Below are 19,561 nucleotides of genomic sequence, written 5' to 3'. Positions count from 1 at the left end.
TATCAACATCCGGCTCACATTGCCGCCCGTAAATTAAAAACAATTTATTACTGCTCGTTAACTTTGACGGACGCCGGATCAGACGGGAAGCTGCTCACCTGTAAAAACGGGCAGCTCAGAGGCTGCCCGTTTCAGTGGTGGCCCATTGACCGATCAGAACTTCTGTTTGAGATAGTCGGTCAGGCGGGTAATGACACCGGCGGGTTCAACCGCACTCAGCGCCACCAGCGGATAGTGGGCGATCTCCTGATCTTTATCCATCACCTGAATTTCACCGATCACCTCATTGGCTTTCAGCGGCGCCTCCAGATCTTTGCGGTCGATAACATATTTCGCTTTCACGTTCTGCACTTCACTGCGCGGCAGCGACAGATAGATATCCTCTGCAGTGCCGACCTCGACCTGATGCGGATTGCCGTACCAGACGTTTTCGCTGCCAATCTTCTTACCGGCGTGGAACAGCTGAACGGTATCGAAGGTGTTCTGGCCCCAGACCAGCAGTTTACGCGCCTGCTCTTCACGCCCTTTCGCGCTTTTCCCGCCCATCACGACAGCAATCAGGCGATGCTTACCCACCACGTTGGAGGCGATGATGTTAAACCCGGCCGTTTCGGTGTGGCCGGTTTTCAGCCCGTCGACATGCAGGTTATTGTCCCACAGCAGACCATTACGGTTGTTCTGGGTGATGCCATTCCAGGTCAGGGTCTTCTCACTGTACATCGCGTAGAAGTCAGGCTCACCGTCAATAATCGCGCGGGAGAGTTTCGCCATATCCAGTGCGCTGGAGTACTGACCCGGCGCATCCAGACCGTGAACCGTTTCAAAATGGGTATTCTGCAGGCCGAGTTTCTCAACGTAGTGGTTCATCATGCCGACGAAATTTGCTTCGCTGCCTGCGACATAGTCGGCCAGGGCCACGCAGGCGTCATTCCCGGAATCAATGATGACTCCGCGGCTTAAATCGCGGACGCTCAGCTTATCGCCAGGCTTCAGGAACATCAGCGAGGAGCCTTTGAACACCGGATTTCCGGCCGCCCACGCATCTTTTCCCACCGTAACCATGTCGTCACGGCTGATTTTCTTCTGGTCAATGGCGCGGTCGACCACATAGCCGGTCATCAGTTTGGTCAGGCTGGCGGGATTGCGGCGCTCATCGGGATTACCGGCAGTCAGAACCTGCCCGGTCATGGCATCCATCAGCACCCAGGAAGCGGCATCAATTGCCGGCGGCGTCACAGGAAACGGGATCGCATCGGCCTGTGCCAGCGAGGCCCAAAAAACAGTAGCGGTAACGGTGAACAGCAGACGCCTTTTCAACACTTCATCCTTAATTACACGGGAGAGAAAATTTCTAAAACGAAACGGAAACAGCCGCACGTTTTACGGCAAAAGCGTTGTGAAGGTTTGAATAAATTGAAAAAAAGTATGAACCGGCGTGCCTCTGCGTTATTCGGGACAGCCCTTAACTTCTGACGCGTGACAATAGGGTTTACCATAGAGACAGGCCCGCAACCGCTAAAGTGGTTCGGTCACGCTGAATCATCAAGGCGTGTAACAGACAACCATCTTCACTAACCCTGCTGCGTGCAGAGGCGCAGAGAGCGGACAGAAATACGGAAGTGTCTCACTTCAAATCTTATGCTTACCTCTTATCCCCCCTAATTGCGCAGAACATAAGTGCAGTTATTTTAAAGGTATTGACAGCCCGTATCAGATCACTTTTCTGTTTACAATATAACCTGAAGACCTTATTTTTATTAAGGTTAATTACTTTGCTATAGCAGGTGGCACCCAGAGATTTATCCGGTGAGTAATTAACTCTCACTTTTTGCTAAGGGATTGAGCATGGCACTACATGGAAAAATGATTCTCAATGGCGCTGATTACGCGCCATTTAATCTGTACGGCGTTGGGGTTTTTATGGCGCACTCCGGGCTGAGCGTCTATCGAAACAATGCGAATTGCGCAGCTATTCCAGACGTTGGCCCCACGCCTCCCGGTAAATACTGGATTGTTGATCGCAGAGAAGGTAACTGGTTCTCTCAAAAAAAAGCAGAAATCCATGATGGACTGAATAAGCTGGTGGGTCGTCGAGAGTTCGGCAGAACTGATTGGTTTGCTCTCTGGCGCGATGACTGGGCGATAGATGATTATACATGGATAGAGGGGGTTGAGCGGGGAAATTTCCGGCTCCATCCAGGAACCGTGTCTAAGGGCTGCATTACCATTGCACACAATTCAGATTTTGCAATGATCAGAAATGCTCTGATGAATACTTCTCTTATTTCTGTTCCCTGTAAACGGTCACTTATGGCACGCGGCTGGGTGGAGGTGGTGGCCGGTGGCTATAAAAAAATTTGCCCGTAGTTTTGTCAGATTAGCTTATTTTGTAGTGCTGTTTTTTTGCACTGGCCATGGTTTGCCTTCGCCAGAATGTTACATTAACTATGAAATGGTCAGGAAATTAGCATTAATTATCAACGATAATGAAAATGCTGATTCTATATATGATGCCTATTCATATATAGACTTATTTATAATACTGACTATCAACACTCTTTTTTATATCGTAACAATGAAGTTAATCAGAAGATTAAGGAGCTCTTAGAATGCCAATTCCTCCCTATATGTGGCTCAAAGACGACGGCGGCGCAGATATTAAAGGTTCCGTTGACGTGCAAGATCGTGATGGTAGTATCGAAATTATCGGGCTCAGCCACGGTATAAATCTGCCTGTAGACAGCGCAAACGGTAAAATAACGGGTACGCGGCAGCATTCACCCATGATGATAGAAAAAGAGGTTGATAGCTCTACGCCCTATCTCTATAAAGCTGCGGCCACAGGCCAGACACTTAAAAGTGCTGAGATAAAATTTTATAATATTAACGATGCTGGCCAGGAAGTTTGTTATTACAGCGTCTTGATGGAAAACGTTAGAATCACTGGCGTTAATTGTAGCGTCCCTAATGTTAAACTTGAAGGTAATAACAAGATGAATCATACTGAAAGCGTGAGCATTCAGTATGAAAAAATAACGTGGAAGATCGTAGATGGTAATATTCAATATGCAGATGCATGGAATGAAAGACATACGGCGTAATTAATAAAAAACCCGGTGAAAGCCGGGTTGATGTTGGCAGATAAAAAGTAAAGCCAATAGCATCGGAAAGGGTTTATGAGTACGGGTATTATTAACCACGCTACCGCACATCCAACTATCACCGATTACCGCGCCATCCTCCTTTTCACTACCAGCCTCCCTGCATCTGCGACCAAAATACACGCAGTATTACAAGTGCTCTAATCCGATTGCAGGCATACTGAAGAGTAAGTGCAGGATATCAACTGAACTTAGCCGCTGGGCTTTTACCGTTCAATTTGTAGGTATACTGAATCAGTATCCCCCTGTTTGGCGATATGTGTCCCCGGCCCATCAGCATCTGAAATTTCAGCCGGGCCGGATTATGGTTTACCATGTAGGGAGCGTAATTAAGGGTCACTCAGCGCCTTAATAATTTCTGGTACACAGCAAAATGTGCTTCTGGTACGCATCCGGAACACGATGTTGCCGGTATAACAGCGAAAAGTAACGAAAGGCAAATGTGAACAAACCCAGGCAATGAAATGATGAAAATTGTTTTAACTCAGCAAGTTAATGAAAAATGACGAACGGTAACGCACATTGAAAAACGACCCCGGACAACCTACCTTCCTCTTTCACGATTACGAGACCTTCGGCACCAGCCCGTCGCGCGACCGGCCTGCTCAGTTTGCCGGGCTGCGCACTGACAGTGACTTTAATCCGGTGGGTGAACCCGAAGTCTTCTACTGCCGTCTGCCTGATGACTATCTGCCGCAGCCCGAAGCGGTGATGATTACCGGTATCACGCCTCAGGTGGCGATGACGCGCGGCGTGAATGAAGCGGAGTTTGCTGAACGTATCCATTCCCTGTTTACCACGGAACAAACCTGTGTGGTGGGCTACAACAACGTGCGCTTCGACGATGAAGTCACACGCAATATCTTCTATCGCAACTTCTACGATCCCTATGGCTGGAGCTGGCAGAATGGCAATTCCCGCTGGGACCTGCTCGACGTGATGCGTGCCTGCTATGCGCTGCGGCCGGATGGGATCAACTGGCCGGAGAATGAGGAAGGCTTTCCCAGCTTCCGGCTGGAGCATCTGACCAAAGCCAACGGCGTAGCGCATGAAAATGCGCATGATGCGATGTCCGATGTGTACGCCACGCTGGCGATGGCGAAGCTGGTGAAAGAGAAACAGCCAAAGCTGTTTGAATTTTTGTTCACCCATCGTAACAAGAACAAGCTGATGACGCTGATCGACATCCCGCAGATGAAGCCGCTGGTGCATGTCTCAGGTATGTTCGGTGCCGCGCGCGGGAATACCAGCTGGATTGTGCCGCTGGCCTGGCATCCCGATAACCGGAATGCGCTGATCGTGGTGGATCTGGCGGGTGATATGTCACCGCTGCTGGAACTGGATGCCGCTGCACTGCGTGAGCGTCTCTATACGCCGAAAAACGATCTCGGCGATCTGCCGGCCGTGCCGGTTAAACTGGTGCATATCAATAAGTGTCCGGTTCTGGCCCCGGCCAGCACGCTGCGCCCGGAAGATGCTGCCCGGCTGGGCATCGATCGTCAGCACTGTCTGGCGAATCTGGCCCTGCTGCGCCAGCAGCCCGACGTGCGGGAGAAACTGGTGACGCTGTTTGCCGAAGCAGAGCCGTTTACGCCATCAGACGACGTAGACACGCAACTCTATGATGGCTTCTTCAGTGATGCAGATCGCGCGGGGATGAACATCATCCGCCAGACCGCCCCGGCGAATCTGCCTGCGCTGGACCTGACCTTTGAGAGTGCGCGGGTGGCGAAACTGCTGTTCCGCTACCGGGCGCGTAACTTCCCCGGCACGCTGGATGATGCCGAGCAGCAGCGCTGGCTGCAGCATCGGCGTGAAGTGCTTAACAGCGATCGGGTGCAGGCGTTTATGCAGGAGCTGGAGTCGCTCGCCAGTCTGCATGAAGCCGATGCGGAAAAACTCGGACAGCTGAAAGCGCTCTATCTCTACGCGCAGGAGCTGGTCTCCTGAATCCTGAATGCCGCCCGGCATCCTCTGCCGGGTCTGGCACCGGGCTGTGTCGTGGATTACAGCAGCGTCCACGCCAGCCAGGTCAGGGCAAAACCGCTCAGCCCCATTAAGGTGGTCAGTACCGTCCAGGTGCGCAGACCGTCAGCCACTGACAGCCCGAGATAGCGCGTCACCACCCAGAAACCTGCGTCATTGACATGTGACAGTCCCAGCCCGCCAAAGCAGGCCGCCAGCGTCACCAGTACCCGCTGCATGTCCGTTACGCCGGTCACCGCCTGCGTCAGCAATCCGCTGGTTGTCAGGATCGCCACGGTGGCGGAGCCCTGTGACGCACGCAGCGCCAGCGACAGGATGAACGCCGCAGGCACCAGCGGCAGATGCAGCGTTTCAAGCGTGACCGCCAGCGCTTTGCCGACGCCCGACTCCACCAGCACTTTGCCGAAAGCGCCACCGGCACCCGCCACCAGTATCACACTGGCAGACGTGGGGATCGCCCGGCCGGTCAGGTCTTCCAGCTTATCTTTGCTCCAGCCACGTCGTACCCCCAGCAGCCAGGCCGCCAGCCCCAGGGCAATCAGCAGAGCAATGGGTGGGGTACCGATTACGGTCATCACGCTCCGCAGCAGATTGCCCTCATCCATCAGGGTGTGGGACAGCGTGCCCAGCACAATCAGGACAATCGGCACCACAATCAGCCCGCTGATGGTCAGCGCGCCAGGCGGTGCGGGCTCATTCTTCTTTTCCTGTCCCTCGGGTTTTGCCATCTGCAGCTGTTCGAGCACGTCCACTGAAAGATGATAGTGGCGACGGTTCATCACCTTCGCCACGTAGTAGCCGATGATCCCGACCGGAATCGAAATGGCGATACCCAGCATCATCAGCCAGCCCATGTCGGTGTGCAGGATCCCCGCGGCGGCGGCGGCACCGGGATGGGTCGGCAGCGCCACGTGCACCGTCAGCATCACGCCCGCCATCGGCAGGCCAAACTTCAGGGGTGAGACCCGCGCCACTTTGGTAAATCCATAGATCAGCGGGATAACAATGATGAAGCCTACTTCAAAAAAGACCGGGATTCCGAGGATAAAAGCCGCCATGGTCAGGGCCGCCACGGTCCGTTTTAACCCCAGCGTCTTACTGAAACGCTGCGCCAGCGACTCGGCGCCCCCCGAGGCTTCTATGATCGCGCCGAGCATGGCACCGAGAACGATAATAATGGTGATGTGACCGAGCAGCCCCCCCATACCGGTAACAATCGTCTCCATGATTTTTTCGGCCGGGATGCCCGTGGCGATCGCCACCAGCAGACTGACAATTAACAGGGCGACAAACGGATGGACTTTAGCTTTGATCACCAGCAGCAGCAGGATCACAATGCTGGCGGTCGCTATGGCTAACAGCAGTGCGGTGGACATAGTAAGCCTCAGAAAGTGTTATATTTTTTAGGTTATCGGGGTACAGGAAGAGCAGGTGCAGGGCCGGAAAAAGGGCAAGCCGCTCCCTGCCGGTGCCGGAACACCGGTTTTTTACAGCGCGTTAAATCAGGCTTTTATCTTCCAGGGCGAAAACCAGCCCAGCCCCTCGTTAGTGCGACCGCGCGGGATATACTCGCAGCCCACCCAGCCGCTATAGCCGACTTCATCCAGCAGCGAGAAGAGATACGGATAATAGATTTCACCCTCATCCGGCTCATGACGGTCCGGTGCTGAGGCGATCTGCACGTGGGCATAGCGCCCGGCATAGTGACGAATCAGGTGCGTGAGATTGCCATCCACACGTTGTGCGTGGAAAAGGTCGAGCTGAGTAAAGACGTTAGGGCGATCGATCTGTTCTGCCATCTCCAGCGTCTGATACTGGCTGGCGTAGAGATACCCCGGTTTGGTGGTCGGATTCAGGGCTTCAATCAGCAGGTTGATGCCGTGTGGCGCGAAGCGCTCCGCGGCATAACGCATGTTGTGAATGAAGGTGTCGGCATAGCGCTGACGGTCAGCCCCCGGCGGCACGGTGGCCGCCATGACATGCACCTGCGGGCAGTTCAGCGCCAGCGCATAGCTCAGGGCGCGATCGATGTCTGCTCTGGCATCCGCTTCCCGGCCAGGAATAGCGATGACGCCCCACTCTCCCGCTGCGACGTTGCCGGGAGCAGTATTGAAGAGCACGAGCTGTAGCTGATGCTCATCCAGCCACGTTTTGATCTGGCTGGCGGGATAGTCATAGGGAAACATAAACTCTACGGCGCGGAAGCCCGCATCAGCCGCCGCCGCGAAGCGCTCCGCGAACGGCAGTTCCGTAAACAGGGTGGTCAGGTTAGCAGCAAACTTTGGCATTATCGGCTCCTTAATTCCGCCACTTCGGCAGCATTGAGATAACGAATGGGCCGGTCACCCAGCGTAAAGATTAACCGGGCCGTCTCTTCCAGTTCTTCCGTGTTATCGGCGGCTTCCTGCAGTGATTTTCCCACCACCACCGGGCCATGATTCGCCAGCAAAAAGGCGCGATAGCGGGGGGCCAGCCGCGCCAGATCCTCCGCCAGTCGCCCATCGCCGGGCTTATAGTAGGGCACGACCGGCACATCCCCGACACGCATCACCACATAGGGGGTGAACGGCCGGATACAGTTGTCCGTGTCCAGCCCCTGCAGACAGGAGAGCGCCGTCAGGTAGTGGCTGTGCAGATGCACCACCGCCCGGCAGTCGGGATTATTCAGGTAGAGCGCGCGGTGGAAAGCGATCTCTTTGGAGGGTTTGTCGCCAGAGAGCCACTCTCCCTCCGGCGTCACTTTTGCCAGCCGATCAGCCTGTAACTCGCCGAGGCAGGAGCCGGTCGGCGTCGCCAGCAGATTACCGTCTTCAAGCAGCAGGGAGAGGTTGCCCGCCGAACCGGTGGCATAGCCGCGCTGAAAAAATGAGGCCCCCAGCCGCACCATCTCATCACGCGCCTGCTGCTCAGTTAAAGAGAAAGATTCAGTCATAGGTAAACTCCGTTTGCGCGCGGCGGAAAAAGTCTTCGTCGCCAAAATTCCCCGACTTCAGTGCCAGAGAGAGCGGCTGGTGGATATCACGCACCCAGGGTACGCCCGGCGAAATTGTCGGGCCGATGTGAAAGGCGGTCACGCCCAGCGTCTGCGCCACCACACCGGAGGTTTCTCCCCCGGCCACAATAAAGCGCTGCCAGCCGCGCCGTTTCAGCTCCCGCGTCACGGCGGCAAACAGCTGCTCAACGGCCTCACTGCTGCGCTGCGCACCATAGCGCTGCTGGATCGCCTGCAGCTGCTGTGCGTCGGTGGTGGCATAAAGCAGCGGAGCCAGAGAGTGCTGGCTATTGGCTTCCGTCCAGTCACAGAGCTGGCGGGCATAGTCATCTGAATTCTGCATGCAGGGTTCGACCTGCACTTCGCAGGCCGGTGCCTGCTGGCGATAGAGGCTGACCTGCCGGCAGGTCATCTGCGAACAGGAGCCGGACAACACCACGGCGCGCCCACCCTGCGGACGCCCTGCCTGCTCTGCCTGAGCATCCGCCCCGGCTCTCGCCCACTGCCGCGCCAGACCGATAGCCAGCCCGGAACCGCCGGTCACCAGCCGCAGATCGCTGAGGGCCGCGCCCAGCGTCAGCAGATGCTGGTGATGCAGCGTGTCGATCACCACGTAGCTGACGCCCTGCTCTGCCAGCTGATGCATCGCCTGCCGGACGGAGTCGGCGCCCTGGTCGACCTGTGCCGCCGCGATCAGTCCGGCTTTGCCCGTCGCCTGTGATGCCATCAGACGCAGCAGGTTGCTCTCGCGCATGGGCGTAACCGGATGATGACGCATCCCCGACTCCGACAGCAGCTGGTCACCAACAAACAGATGGCCCTGATAGACCGTGCGGCCATTGACCGGCAGAGCCGGACAGATAACGGTCTGCGTCTCACCCAGCGCCTTCATCAGGGCATCGGTCACCGGACCAATATTGCCCTGGGCGGTGCTGTCGAAGGTGGAGCAATATTTAAAATAGAAGCGCTGGCAGCCCTGCTGCTGTAACCATGCCAGCGCAGCCAGCGACTGAGCAACCGCCTGCTCTGCCGGACAGGAGCGACTCTTCAGGCTGATCACCATCGCCTGGGCATCGGTGGCGATTTCACCGCCGGGAATGCCGTTGAACTGAATGGTGCTCAGCCCGTTCTGCACCAGAAAGCTGGCGATGTCGGTGGCACCGGTAAAATCATCTGCGATTGCACCAAGACGCATCATCCCTCCTCCTTCGCCTGCGGCAGCGTTATGCCGCTGAAGATCTTGATCACGGCGCTGTCATCCTCACGACCATAACCGGCGTTGCTGGCTTCGGTGAACATAGTAAGCGCGGTGGAGGCCAGCGGCAGCGGAAAATGCAGTGCTTTGGCGGTGTCGGCCACCAGGTTAAGATCTTTCACAAAGATATCGACAGCCGATTTCGGGCTGTAGTCACCGTCTACCACATGCTTCATACGGTTCTCGAACATCCATGAATTACCCGCAGCGTTGGTGACCACTTCATACATCGTTTCCAGCGGAATACCGGCTCGTGCCGCCAGCGCCATCGCTTCTGCCCCCACCGCGATGTGAACGCCCGCCAGCAGCTGATGGATAATTTTGACGGTGGAGCCCGCCCCGATCTCACTGCCCACGCGATAGACTTTGGCCGCGACCGCATCCAGTACCGGTTGCAGCTGGCTAAACGCCGCCTCACTGCCGGACGCCATGACCGTCATCTCACCGCTGGCCGCTTTGGCAGCCCCGCCGGAGACCGGTGCATCGAGCATCAGCAGCTGATGCTGCGCCAGCTGCTGCTCAATCTGCTGCGCGTCGCTGGCTGACAGCGTGGATGAGACCATCACCACGGTCCCCGGACGCAGCTTTGCCGCCAGGCCATTTTCACCAAACAGAACCGCGTTCACCTGCTGTGCATTGACCACCAGCAGCAAAACAGCATCGAGCTGGTCAGCAAAGGCAGATGCCGAGGGCTGCGCATCGCGCGCACCTGCCCGTCGCAACGTCTCAAGTGCGGCCGGATTTAAATCGACGCCCCAGGTGTTGAGACCGGCGCGCAGGCAGGATTGTGCAGCCCCCATGCCCATGGATCCTAACCCGATAACACAGATGTTCTTCGCTGGCACGTTACGCCCCCTGTTAAATTAAGTGATTATTTGTTTGTTACTGTTAATCGTGCCAGCATCCGGCGGCTGAAAATGTGTCACGTCTCACAAAAAACATCACAGCTTCGTCAGAGAACAATTTTTAACACAGTCGGGCTTCCCTTTTATGTCTGGGAATCTGAACATACTCTCAGCCCTGACCCTGTGATTATCTGTTCTGATAAACCATGAAATACACTACAATGTGAAAAAATGGTAAATAGCAGGAGCAGGTATGATTCCGGTTGAACGTCATCAACAGATCCTTGCCTTGGTGGCCGATCGTGGTGTGGTGAGCATCGCCGAGCTGACGGAGCGGCTGGGAGTCTCACACATGACGATACGTCGTGATGTGCAGAAACTGGAGGAACAGGGTGCGGTGCTGTCAGTCTCCGGCGGCGTACGCACTGCCGATCGGCTGGCGGCTGAGCCTTCACATCTCACCAAAAGTACCCTCTTTAACGATGAGAAATATGCGATTGGCCGCACCGCCGCCCGGCACATTCCCCGCAATAGCTGCATCTATCTGGATGCCGGCACCACCATGCTGGCCCTGGCGAGAGAGGTAGTGGATCGTGATGATTTACTGGTGGTGACCAACGATTTCATGGTCGCGAATCTGTTGATGGAGGGCAGTCAGTGCAGAGTGATCCACACCGGCGGAACGGTCTGCCGGGAAAACCGCTCCTGCGTCGGCGAATCGGCAGCAAGAAGCCTGCGTCATCTGGCGATTGATATCGCGTTTATCTCTGCCTCCTGCTGGGGGCCGCGAGGCCTGTTTACGCCCGATGAAGATAAGGTCACCGTGAAGCAGGCGGTCAGCGAGGTGAGCAGTAAGCGCGTGCTGCTCAGTGACAGTTCGAAGTACAGCCGGATAGCAACGTTTCTGGCGTTGCCGCTGGAGAGGTTTGATCAGATCATTACCGACAAAAAGTTGAGTGAAGCGGCGCTGGAACAGTTAAAGGCGGGGAGCTGGGAGCTGGTACTGGCAGGTTAGGTTATTGCCGCCTTCCCGGAAGAGCCGGAAAGGCGGCAACGTCTTCGCGATTAAATCTCTTCGCTGAACTGCGGCACCGGATTACGGAAGCTGCGGGTCACGAAGGCCAGGTAGATAATCCCGATGGCGGCCCAGATCAGGCCCAGCACCATAGAACTCTCTTCCAGGTTCACCCACAGCGCACCGACCGTCAGCGCACCGAGCAGCGGCAGCAGCAGATACTGAACGTGATCTTTCAGCGTGCGGTTACGCTTCTCACGGATCCAGAACTGCGCGATCACCGACAGGTTCACAAAGGTAAACGCCACCAGCGCACCAAAGTTGATCAGCGCCGTCGCCGTGACCAGGTCGAAGTTAATCGCCATCAGCGCAATCGCGCCCACCAGCAGCACGTTGAGCGACGGGGTACGCCATTTTGGATGGATGTAACCGAAGAAACGCTCCGGGAACACGCCATCACGACCCATGACATACATCAGGCGCGAAACGCCCGCATGCGCCGCCATACCGGATGCCAGCACCGTGACCACCGAGAAGATCAGGATGCCGACCTGCAGCGCTTTACCGGCGACGAACAGCATGATTTCAGGCTGTGACGAGTCCGGGTCCTGGAAACGGCTGATGTCCGGGAAGTAGAGCTGCAGGAAATAGGATGCCGCGATAAAGATCACACCACCGATCAGCGCCGTCAGGAAAATCGCGCGCGGGATGGTGCGTTCTGCATCTTTGGTCTCTTCCGACAGCGAACTGATGCCGTCAAAGCCGAGGAACGAGAAGCAGAGGATCGTCGCACCGGTAATCATCGGCACCACGTGCGCATTCTCAGACCAGAACGGTCTGCTGCTCACCAGAGTGCCCGAACCCACGCCGCTTGCCACACCGTAGATCACCATACCGGTGATACCGAGCATAACAACAACCTGCAGCACCACAATGACGCTGTTGAAGTTGGCGACAGTTTTGATGCCCTTCAGGTTAGAGAGCGTCATGAAACCGACCAGCAGTACCACAAAAATCCACGACGGGATGCCGGGCACCAGCGACTCAAAGTAATTTTTTGCCAGCAGGATGTTGATCATCGGCATGAACAGGTAGTCCAGCAGAGATGACCAGCCAACCATAAAACCGACGTGCGGACTGATTGCCTTCTGAGCGTAGGTATAAGCGGAGCCCGCAGAGGGGAAGCGGCGTACCAGCTTACCGTAGCTCACGGCAGTGAACAGAATCGCAATCAGCGCGAAAGCATAAGCAGTGGCAACGTGACCATCGGTCAGACCAGAAACAATACCAAATGTATCGAACAGGGTCATAGGCTGCATGTAGGCTAAGCCCATCATGACGACCGGAAGTAACGTTAGCGTTTTTTTGAGTTGCGCACGCTGCGGTGCGGCGGAGGTATTAAGCGACATGCTTCAGTCCCCCATGTGCGACAACCTGGCTGGGCTGGGTCACAGGGCAACTGCGCATCAAGCGACAGGGAGTAGGGTTAGCGGTTAACGCGGCGCCGTAATCATCACGAAAACGCGTGCCAGCATTGACTGGCAGTGTGGTAAACATCCCCATCTTTGTAATCCTCAATCTCACGCGTGTGCGTGTTTTCAGTGTTTATCTATCCGGGTGCGTGCCCGGCCTCGGTTAAGTCAGCAAAAATGCTCTGTTAAAACTGAATGCAAAAAAAATAACCGGCGCTTAAAGCGTCGGTTATCGTCTGATTTTGCAGGCCGCGTATTCTGCCCAACCACGGGCAGAAATTCAAGCCGTCGGGGCATCATAAGCAAAAAAAGCAATTCAGATTAGCGATTAACGCCCCGGTCAGGCATTTTTCAGCATCCAGTCAATTTCCGTGGCGGTGATCAGCCGTTCAAACTGCATCAGCTCATGGTGTTTGCAGCTGTGCCAGACGCTGGCAAAGCGTTCGCCGAGTAACTTCTGCAGCGGATAGCTGCTGTCAAATTCATACAGGGCATCGCTCTGCCGGATCGGCAGGGCCAGCCCTTCCGCATGATGCCCGTTGCCGGTCACCGGCTGCGGCAGCGGCAGTTGCGTATCCAGTCCGTGCAGCATACCGGCAAGAATAGCAGAAACCACCAGATAGGGGTTGGCATCCGCCCCCGCCACCCGATACTCAATGCGATGATTGTCGATATCTCCACACGGCACACGCAGCGCGACGGTGCGATTGTTATGGCCCCATGAGGCCTGTAACGGCACATACGCATCCGGCACAAAGCGGCGATAGGCATTCACGTTGGGCGCCAGCAGTGCCATCGACGCCGGCATCAGGTCGATCATGCCAGCCAGCGCCCGCTTCATCAGCGGCGAATCACTGCCGTCGTCACAGGCGAAGGCGTTATGATCGGCGGCATCCAGCATGCTGATGTGCACATGCATCCCGCTGCCCGCATACTCTTCATAGGGCTTAGCCATAAAGGTGGCGGTCATACCGTGGTTCTCCGCCACCTGCCGGATCAGCCGCTTAAGCTGCACCGCATGGTCGCAGGCGCGCAGCACGTCGCGGGTATGATGCAGGTTGATTTCAAACTGTCCGGGCGAGGCTTCAGCCAGTGCGCCATCGGCCGGTATCCCCTGCTGACGCGCCAGATCGTCGATATCACGCAGCACATCCGCAAAGTGATCGAGGTTATCAACCGAATAAACCTGGCTCTGCATGTTGCGTTCATCACTGCCCGGCGCACAGGGCGGCTGGATAAACCCTTCAGCATCGCGCTTTTTGTCAACCAGATAGAACTCCAGCTCTACCGCTACCACCGGAAAAAGGCCTCGGTTGCGCAGCTGTTGCCACAGCCGGTTGAGGACATTTCGGGGTTCAACGTCAAAGGGAGTGCCATCTTGGTTGCACATGGTTAACAGTAGCTGTGCAATGTGTTGAGGATCGGAGGCGGAGGGAACCAAGGTGCCGCTGACCGGCAGGCAGAGATTGTCGGGTTCGCCCAGTGACTGGCCAAGTCCCGCTTCTTCCACCGTATTGCCGAGGATATCCATGGCAAATACCGAGGCGGGGAAATAACACCCTTTTTCCAGCTTGGGCAGCGCGGAGACCGGAATGCGCTTGCCGCGAAACACACCATTTAAATCATTTAACAGGATGTCGACATACTGCGTTTCAGGATGGCGCTCCAGCCAGGTTTTCACCTCAAGCTGGAACGCGCTGGTTCGTTTCTCTTCACTGTGAAGCGTGAAGTCTTCCACTTCTACCAGGTTAGTCATGATCTCACCCGCCCCTATAAGGTTTGCGTAATGCTCAAAATAACGGCCACACCACTAACATAGCGCCAACATAAAAAGTGTGCAAATGTAACAAATCTGTTTGAAGAACAAACAGCAGATTGCTAGATTGAAAAAATATTGAACACTTAACCGCCAGACGTGCCCTTTCGGTAGATATTTCGAACAGCGAAGCGAGGACGTGAGATGGGCATTATTTTTGACAAGCCGTTGATTGGCGTAGTGATGTGCCAGAAGGATACCGGCGGTCATCCGACTCAGACGGTGCACAACAAATATTGCGATGCACTCGTTCAGGCGGGAGCCGTACCGCTCGCCCTGCCCCACAGTCTGATTAACGCCCCTCATCTATTAGAAAACGCTATGGCTGTGCTGGATGGTCTGCTGCTGACCGGCAGTCCCAGCAATATCGAACCCTGGCACTATGGCGAGGCCGGTGAGGAGCCGCACGCCGATCCGGGTCGTGACCGCCTCGCCTTTCAGCTGATCACCTGGGCCACCAGCCACAAAATGCCGATGTTTGGCATCTGCCGGGGACTGCAGGAGCTGGTGGTGGCGAATGGCGGCAGCCTGTGGCGGGATCTCAGCGCCCGGCCTGACGTTCAGCGTCATCATGAAGATGAGACGCGCCCCCTGGCTGAGCAGTATGCGCCGGTGCATCAGGTGACCGTCGAACCGGATGGCGTGCTGGCGACCCTGTTTGCCGACTGCACCCTGGAGGTCAATTCTCTGCATCATCAGGGCATCCGCGAGCCGGGACCGCAGCTGCGCATCGAAGCGCGCGCAGCCGATGGTCTGGTCGAAGCCGTGAGCCTGCGTCATCACCCTTTCGCCCTGGCGGTGCAGTGGCATCCCGAATGGCAGCCGGAAACGACGCCGGGCTCGCACGCGCTGTTCAGCGGATTTATTCAGGCTGCCATTCGTTATCACAGGGGAAAAGACGATGAGTGATGCCACGCTGGCACCGGGACGGCGGCTGGCGGAGATCCGGCAGACGCTGGGGCTGTCGCAGCGCCGCGTGGCTGAGCTGGCCGGATTGACCCACAGCGCAATCAGCACCATCGAACAGGATAAGGTCAGCCCGGCGGTCAGCACCCTGCAGAAACTGCTGAAGGTCTATGGCCTCTCCCTGTCGGAGTTTTTCTCCGATCCCAGGCCGGATGCTGAGCCGAAAATTATCGTCCGGCCCGGCGAACTGCTGGAGATTGGCAGTCAGGGGGTCTCGCTGAAACTGATCGACAACGGAAAAGCCCAGCGTTCGCTGGGGATGCTGCTGGAAACTTACCAGCCCGGTGCCAGTACCGGTGAGAAGCTGCGTCATCCTGGTGAAGAGACCGGTACGCTGCTGGAGGGTGAAATTATCCTGATGATCAACGGGCAGCGCTTTCATCTCTCCGCCGGAGAGAGTTATGTGATTGATACCGGCTTACCGCACAGCTTCACCAACAGTGCCGATATCCCCTGTCGCATCGTCAGTGCCCACACGCCCGCTAACTTTTAGGCGCATTCAGGAGGTTGTTATGAATTATGTGGAGAGTTATTACGCGGCAACCGCCAATGCCCATGAACCCTGGCCGACGTTGCAGGAGAGCATCCAGTGTGACGTCTGCATTATTGGCGGCGGCTTTACCGGCCTCTCTGCGGCGCTGCATCTGACCGAAGTTGGGTATGACGTGGTCGTGCTGGAAGCCGCACGCATCGGCTTTGGTGCCAGCGGACGTAACGGCGGCCAGGTGGTCAACTCCTACAGCCGCGACGTGGATGTGATTGAGCAGCGCTATGGCAAAGAGAGCGCACGCATGCTGGGCAGCATGATGTTTGAGGGTGCGGCGATCATCCGCGATCGCATTGATCGTTACGCGATTGACTGCGATTACCGGCCTGGCGGGATCTTTGCCGCCCTGAATACACGCCAGATGGCACATCTGCAGAAACAGAAAACCCTGTGGCAGCAGTATGGCAATCACGAACTGGAGCTGCTCGATGAACGGGGGATCCGCCGCGAAGTGGCGACCGAACGTTATGTCGGCGGGCTGCTGGACCGGCGTGGCGGCCATCTGCACCCCCTGAACCTGGCGCTGGGCGAAGCGGAAGCGATACGGCGACATGGCGGGCGCATCTACGAACAGTCTGCGGCCCTGAAGGTGGTTTATGGCTCACCGAATCGGGTAAAAACCGCCCACGGTAAGGTCAGCGCCACCTTTGTCATCTTCGCCGGTAACGCCTATCTCTCGCCGCAGCTTGAGCCGCGACTGAGCAGGAAAAGCATGCCGTGTGGTTCACAGATTGTGGTTACCGAGCCGCTTTCACCCGATCAGGCGTTGTCGCTGCTGCCTAACAACTACTGCGTGGAAGATTGTAACTACCTGCTGGATTATTTTCGTCTGACCGCGGATAACCGGCTGCTCTATGGCGGCGGCGTGGTCTATGGGGCACGGGAACCGGCAGACATTGAAGCGTTGATCCGTCCCAAACTGCGCCGCACCTTCCCTCAGTTGCAAAACGTCAGGCTGGACTTTAGCTGGAGCGGCAATTTCCTGCTGACGCTCTCGCGCATGCCGCAGTTTGGCCGGCTGGAGAACAATGTCTATTTCATGCAAGGTGACAGCGGTCATGGCGTCACCTGTACCCATCTGTCCGGCAAGCTGATCAGTGAAGTTTTACGCGGCGATGCTGAGCGTTTTGACGCCTTTGCCCGTCTGCCCCATCTGCCCTTCCCCGGCGGCAGACGCTTTAAGGTGCCACTGACAGCGATGGGCGCGGTGTGGTATGCGCTGCGGGATCGGCTGGGGGTATGAGGTAAGTGACGGTCACTGCTGCCTGCCCGACTGAACTACCGGATTTCAGACGGGCACGGTTTACCCCAGAATCCCGCCAACAGTATGTTGTAACTAACACACAGTCAGAACAGGAGAAGATGCAGCGGGAGCAGTCGGCTCCCGCAAAACGGTGTTCAGCGCCTTACTCCAGCGGCATCTTCACCGGATCGTCATAGCGATATTCAAACCCCAGCTCGCTGCAGATACGCGACCCGTCAATCAGCTTACCGCTCTCTTTCACTGCCTCTGGCGCGAACTGAGGCGGCTGCAGCCCAAGCTGGCGCGTCACCGCCGGGTAAAAGGTGTCGCGTGAGGGGTGCTTAGGCGCACAGAGGTTATAGGTCCGGCCTCCTTTTGGCGACTGCAGCAGCAGCGTAATCGCCTCAACCACATCATCGAGGTGCACCAGATTGACGCCCTGCGAACCATTTGCCACATCCTGTTTCCCCGCCAGGAAGCGTCCCGGATGGCGTTTGGGCCCGACCAGCCCCGCCAGACGCACAACATCGACGCTGGTGCCAGGCAGATCGTGCAGCCAGTTTTCCAGTTTCACCAGCGTCTTTCCGGCGACAGTTTCGGCGGTCAGCGGACTGTTTTCCCGCTTAGGCCCGGAGCTGCTGCCATACACAGAGGTGGAGCTGGTAAAGATAATGCGTGGCACCCTGTAAACCAGCGCGGTGTCGACCACATTCTGCACCGCCTGCAGATAGGCCTCGCCCCCTTCTGCGGTGCGGCTGGCGGGCAGCGTCACGATCAGCGCATCAACATTGAACAGCGGTTCGATATCGGCGGCATCACACACCAGTTCAGGCGTCAGCTCCAGCTGAAAGGCCTCAATGCCGCAGCGGCGGGCCGCCTCAACACCGTCCGGCGTAGTTTTACTGCCTGTCACCTGCCAGCCCCGCGCCGTTAACGCCGTGGCCAGCGGCATGCCCAACCAGCCCAGTCCCACAATCGCGACCTTCTTCATATTGACTCCTGACGTAAAACATCCACCCTGACTTCACCGTAGTTTGCCCCCGGATTGCAAACCAGGACAACCTGTTTCAGTGCTTTCCGAACCGGGTCTATAAAAAAGTGTTGCCAACGGCACGCATCTTCGCTAGGTTAAACCCCACAAATGAATACTCATTCATCGACGAGATTATTATGACACGCGTTCAGTTTAACCATCACCACCACCATCATCCTGACTAGTCTTTCAGGCGATTGGTGCTGGAAGACTTTCAAGATCTTCCAGTGGTGCGAACGCAAGAGAACCCCCGGAAGATCGTCTTCCGGGGGTTTTTTTATGGGCTGACGTAACCACACATTCAGGACAGGATTAAGAGGACAGGAACCATGTTAGATAACACCCGTTTACGCATAGCTATGCAGAAATCTGGCCGTTTAAGTGATGATTCACGCGAACTGCTGGCGCGCTGCGGCGTTAAAATCAACCTTCAGCAACAGCGCCTGATTGCGTTTGCGGAGAACATGCCCATCGACATCCTGCGCGTGCGCGATGACGATATTCCTGGCCTGGTCATGGATGGCGTGGTCGATTTAGGCATCATCGGTGAGAACGTGCTGGAAGAGGAGTTACTCTCACGCCGGGCGCAGGGTGAAGACCCGCGTTATTTCACCCTGCGCCGCCTCGACTTTGGCGGCTGCCGCCTGTCGCTGGCGATGGGAACCGATGACGAGTACACCGGCCCGCAGTGCCTCGACAACGCCCGTATCGCCACCTCCTATCCGCACCTGTTAAAGCAGTACCTCGACAAAAAAGGCGTCAGCTTCAAAACCTGTATGCTGAACGGTTCCGTTGAAGTTGCGACCCGCGCCGGTCTGGCTGACGCCATCTGCGACCTGGTCTCCACCGGGGCCACGCTGGAGGCCAATGGCCTGCGTGAGGTGGAAGTGATCTATCGTTCAAAAGCCGTCCTGATTCAGCGCGACGGCGAGATGCCTGCCGCCAAGCAGGAGCTGATTGACAAGATGATGACCCGTATTCAGGGCGTGATCAAAGCGCGCGAATCGAAGTACATCATGCTGCACGCGCCGAGTGAGCGCCTGGAAGAGGTGATCAGCCTGCTGCCTGGCGCAGAGCGCCCGACCGTGCTGCCACTGGCGGGTGATGTCAGCCGCGTGGCGATGCACATGGTCAGCAGCGAAACCCTGTTCTGGGAAACGATGGAAAAACTGAAGTCACTGGGTGCCAGTTCAATTCTGGTGCTGCCAATTGAGAAGATGATGGAGTAAG

18 protein-coding genes and 1 other annotated feature are annotated in these 19,561 nt (G+C 56.5%); of the genes, 9 read left to right on the top strand and 9 right to left on the bottom strand.

Translation table 11 applies throughout. The features are described from left to right. Positions 1–153 precede the first annotated feature (153 nt). Positions 154–1,317, bottom strand: coding sequence for a serine-type D-Ala-D-Ala carboxypeptidase DacD (gene dacD, locus S7A_RS07375; protein ID WP_009089351.1), 1,164 nt, complete (start codon positions 1,315–1,317; stop codon positions 154–156). 528 nt (positions 1,318–1,845) lie between these two features. Here dacD and S7A_RS07370 point away from each other — a divergent pair. The 3 genes from S7A_RS07370 (at position 1,846) to sbcB (ending at position 5,111) form a co-directional block, all read left to right on the top strand. Next, positions 1,846–2,367: a DUF2778 domain-containing protein gene (locus S7A_RS07370; RefSeq protein ID WP_009089349.1), complete on the top strand. Its 522-nt coding sequence runs from the start codon at positions 1,846–1,848 to the stop codon at positions 2,365–2,367. 242 nt (positions 2,368–2,609) lie between these two features. Then, the gene (locus tag S7A_RS07365) at positions 2,610–3,101 is read left to right on the top strand and encodes a type VI secretion system tube protein TssD (protein ID WP_009089346.1); all 492 of its coding nucleotides are present in this window, start codon (positions 2,610–2,612) and stop codon (positions 3,099–3,101) included. Positions 3,102–3,683: 582 nt separating this feature from the next. Beyond that, positions 3,684–5,111 (top strand): exodeoxyribonuclease I, encoded by a 1,428-nt coding sequence (gene sbcB / locus S7A_RS07360; protein WP_009089345.1) that lies wholly within the window; start codon positions 3,684–3,686, stop codon positions 5,109–5,111. A 56-nt stretch (positions 5,112–5,167) separates the two neighbouring features. Here sbcB and S7A_RS07355 read toward each other — a convergent pair whose 3' ends face one another. The 5 genes from S7A_RS07355 to ltnD all read right to left on the bottom strand — a co-directional run bounded on the left by S7A_RS07355 (position 5,168) and on the right by ltnD (position 10,239). Next, on the bottom strand, positions 5,168–6,523 hold the full coding sequence (locus tag S7A_RS07355) for a GntP family transporter (protein ID WP_009089343.1): 1,356 nt from the start codon (positions 6,521–6,523) through the stop codon (positions 5,168–5,170). 126 nt (positions 6,524–6,649) lie between these two features. Further along, positions 6,650–7,435: an HPr family phosphocarrier protein gene (locus S7A_RS07350; protein ID WP_009089342.1), complete on the bottom strand. Its 786-nt coding sequence runs from the start codon at positions 7,433–7,435 to the stop codon at positions 6,650–6,652. After that, positions 7,435–8,079: an aldolase gene (locus S7A_RS07345; RefSeq protein ID WP_009089340.1), complete on the bottom strand. Its 645-nt coding sequence runs from the start codon at positions 8,077–8,079 to the stop codon at positions 7,435–7,437. The genes S7A_RS07350 and S7A_RS07345 overlap by 1 nt, the downstream gene beginning before the upstream one ends. After that, positions 8,072–9,334, bottom strand: a complete 1,263-nt coding sequence (gene otnK / locus S7A_RS07340; protein ID WP_009089338.1) for a 3-oxo-tetronate kinase — start codon at positions 9,332–9,334, stop codon at positions 8,072–8,074. Before otnK ends, S7A_RS07345 begins: the two co-directional genes overlap by 8 nt. Next, positions 9,334–10,239, bottom strand: coding sequence for an L-threonate dehydrogenase (gene ltnD, locus S7A_RS07335; protein WP_033736190.1), 906 nt, complete (start codon positions 10,237–10,239; stop codon positions 9,334–9,336). The genes otnK and ltnD overlap by 1 nt, the downstream gene beginning before the upstream one ends. A 253-nt stretch (positions 10,240–10,492) precedes the next feature. On the opposite strand from ltnD, the gene ygbI reads away from it, so the two are divergent. Continuing rightward, a complete protein-coding gene (ygbI, locus tag S7A_RS07330) occupies positions 10,493–11,254 on the top strand; it encodes a DNA-binding transcriptional repressor YgbI (protein ID WP_009089333.1) in 762 nt (253 codons plus the stop codon). Between the two features lie 50 nt (positions 11,255–11,304). Here the strand turns inward: ygbI and S7A_RS07325 are convergent, their stop codons facing one another. Further along, the gene (locus S7A_RS07325; RefSeq protein WP_009089331.1) at positions 11,305–12,663 is read right to left on the bottom strand and encodes an APC family permease; all 1,359 of its coding nucleotides are present in this window, start codon (positions 12,661–12,663) and stop codon (positions 11,305–11,307) included. Positions 12,664–13,066: 403 nt separating this feature from the next. Further along, positions 13,067–14,485 (bottom strand): glutamine synthetase family protein, encoded by a 1,419-nt coding sequence (locus tag S7A_RS07320; RefSeq protein WP_181161925.1) that lies wholly within the window; start codon positions 14,483–14,485, stop codon positions 13,067–13,069. 201 nt (positions 14,486–14,686) lie between these two features. Here S7A_RS07320 and puuD point away from each other — a divergent pair, with 201 nt between their 5' ends. Genes puuD through S7A_RS07305 form a run of 3 tightly spaced genes read left to right on the top strand, consistent with a single transcriptional unit; the run spans position 14,687 to position 17,298 of the window. Next, positions 14,687–15,451, top strand: a complete 765-nt coding sequence (puuD, locus tag S7A_RS07315) for a gamma-glutamyl-gamma-aminobutyrate hydrolase (RefSeq protein WP_009089326.1) — start codon at positions 14,687–14,689, stop codon at positions 15,449–15,451. Continuing rightward, positions 15,444–16,001, top strand: coding sequence for an HTH-type transcriptional regulator PuuR (gene puuR / locus S7A_RS07310; RefSeq protein ID WP_009089325.1), 558 nt, complete (start codon positions 15,444–15,446; stop codon positions 15,999–16,001). Before puuD ends, puuR begins: the two co-directional genes overlap by 8 nt. A gap of 19 nt (positions 16,002–16,020) precedes the next feature. Beyond that, positions 16,021–17,298 carry an FAD-binding oxidoreductase gene (locus S7A_RS07305; RefSeq protein WP_009089322.1) on the top strand — a complete coding sequence of 426 codons (1,278 nt, stop codon included), beginning with the start codon at positions 16,021–16,023 and terminating at the stop codon, positions 17,296–17,298. A 163-nt stretch (positions 17,299–17,461) separates the two neighbouring features. On the opposite strand, the gene S7A_RS07300 is transcribed toward S7A_RS07305, so the two are convergent. Continuing rightward, a complete protein-coding gene (locus tag S7A_RS07300; RefSeq protein ID WP_009089320.1) occupies positions 17,462–18,289 on the bottom strand; it encodes an NAD-dependent epimerase/dehydratase family protein in 828 nt (275 codons plus the stop codon). A gap of 179 nt (positions 18,290–18,468) precedes the next feature. Here S7A_RS07300 and hisL point away from each other — a divergent pair, with 179 nt between their 5' ends. Both hisL and hisG read left to right on the top strand, forming a co-directional pair. Further along, positions 18,469–18,516, top strand: a complete 48-nt coding sequence (gene hisL, locus S7A_RS21205) for a his operon leader peptide (RefSeq protein WP_100396937.1) — start codon at positions 18,469–18,471, stop codon at positions 18,514–18,516. Next, positions 18,492–18,612 (top strand) — a sequence feature (His leader region). (Overlaps the previous gene by 25 nt.) Before the next feature lie 48 nt (positions 18,613–18,660). After that, positions 18,661–19,560, top strand: a complete 900-nt coding sequence (gene hisG, locus S7A_RS07295; RefSeq protein WP_009089318.1) for an ATP phosphoribosyltransferase — start codon at positions 18,661–18,663, stop codon at positions 19,558–19,560. Position 19,561: the final 1 nt, after the last annotated feature.

Source organism: Pantoea sp. Sc1, assembly GCF_000255315.1.
Classification (GTDB): Bacteria; Pseudomonadota; Gammaproteobacteria; order Enterobacterales; family Enterobacteriaceae; genus Pantoea; species Pantoea anthophila.
The sequence above is the reverse complement of the archived record's forward strand: the minus strand, read 5'-3'. Positions and strand labels throughout refer to the sequence as shown.

Excerpts from the sequence above, each read along its gene's own strand:
- S7A_RS07370 (WP_009089349.1), top strand. The coding sequence starts at position 1,846 with ATGGCACTACATGGAAAAATGATTCTCAATGGCGCTGATTACGCGCCA.
- S7A_RS07365 (WP_009089346.1), top strand. The coding sequence starts at position 2,610 with ATGCCAATTCCTCCCTATATGTGGCTCAAAGACGACGGCGGCGCAGAT.
- S7A_RS07355 (WP_009089343.1), bottom strand. The coding sequence starts at position 6,523 with ATGTCCACCGCACTGCTGTTAGCCATAGCGACCGCCAGCATTGTGATC.
- S7A_RS07350 (WP_009089342.1), bottom strand. The coding sequence starts at position 7,435 with ATGCCAAAGTTTGCTGCTAACCTGACCACCCTGTTTACGGAACTGCCG.
- S7A_RS07345 (WP_009089340.1), bottom strand. The coding sequence starts at position 8,079 with ATGACTGAATCTTTCTCTTTAACTGAGCAGCAGGCGCGTGATGAGATG.
- otnK (WP_009089338.1), bottom strand. The coding sequence starts at position 9,334 with ATGCGTCTTGGTGCAATCGCAGATGATTTTACCGGTGCCACCGACATC.
- ygbI (WP_009089333.1), top strand. The coding sequence starts at position 10,493 with ATGATTCCGGTTGAACGTCATCAACAGATCCTTGCCTTGGTGGCCGAT.
- S7A_RS07325 (WP_009089331.1), bottom strand. The coding sequence starts at position 12,663 with ATGTCGCTTAATACCTCCGCCGCACCGCAGCGTGCGCAACTCAAAAAA.
- puuD (WP_009089326.1), top strand. The coding sequence starts at position 14,687 with ATGGGCATTATTTTTGACAAGCCGTTGATTGGCGTAGTGATGTGCCAG.
- puuR (WP_009089325.1), top strand. The coding sequence starts at position 15,444 with ATGAGTGATGCCACGCTGGCACCGGGACGGCGGCTGGCGGAGATCCGG.
- S7A_RS07305 (WP_009089322.1), top strand. The coding sequence starts at position 16,021 with ATGAATTATGTGGAGAGTTATTACGCGGCAACCGCCAATGCCCATGAA.
- S7A_RS07300 (WP_009089320.1), bottom strand. The coding sequence starts at position 18,289 with ATGAAGAAGGTCGCGATTGTGGGACTGGGCTGGTTGGGCATGCCGCTG.
- hisG (WP_009089318.1), top strand. The coding sequence starts at position 18,661 with ATGTTAGATAACACCCGTTTACGCATAGCTATGCAGAAATCTGGCCGT.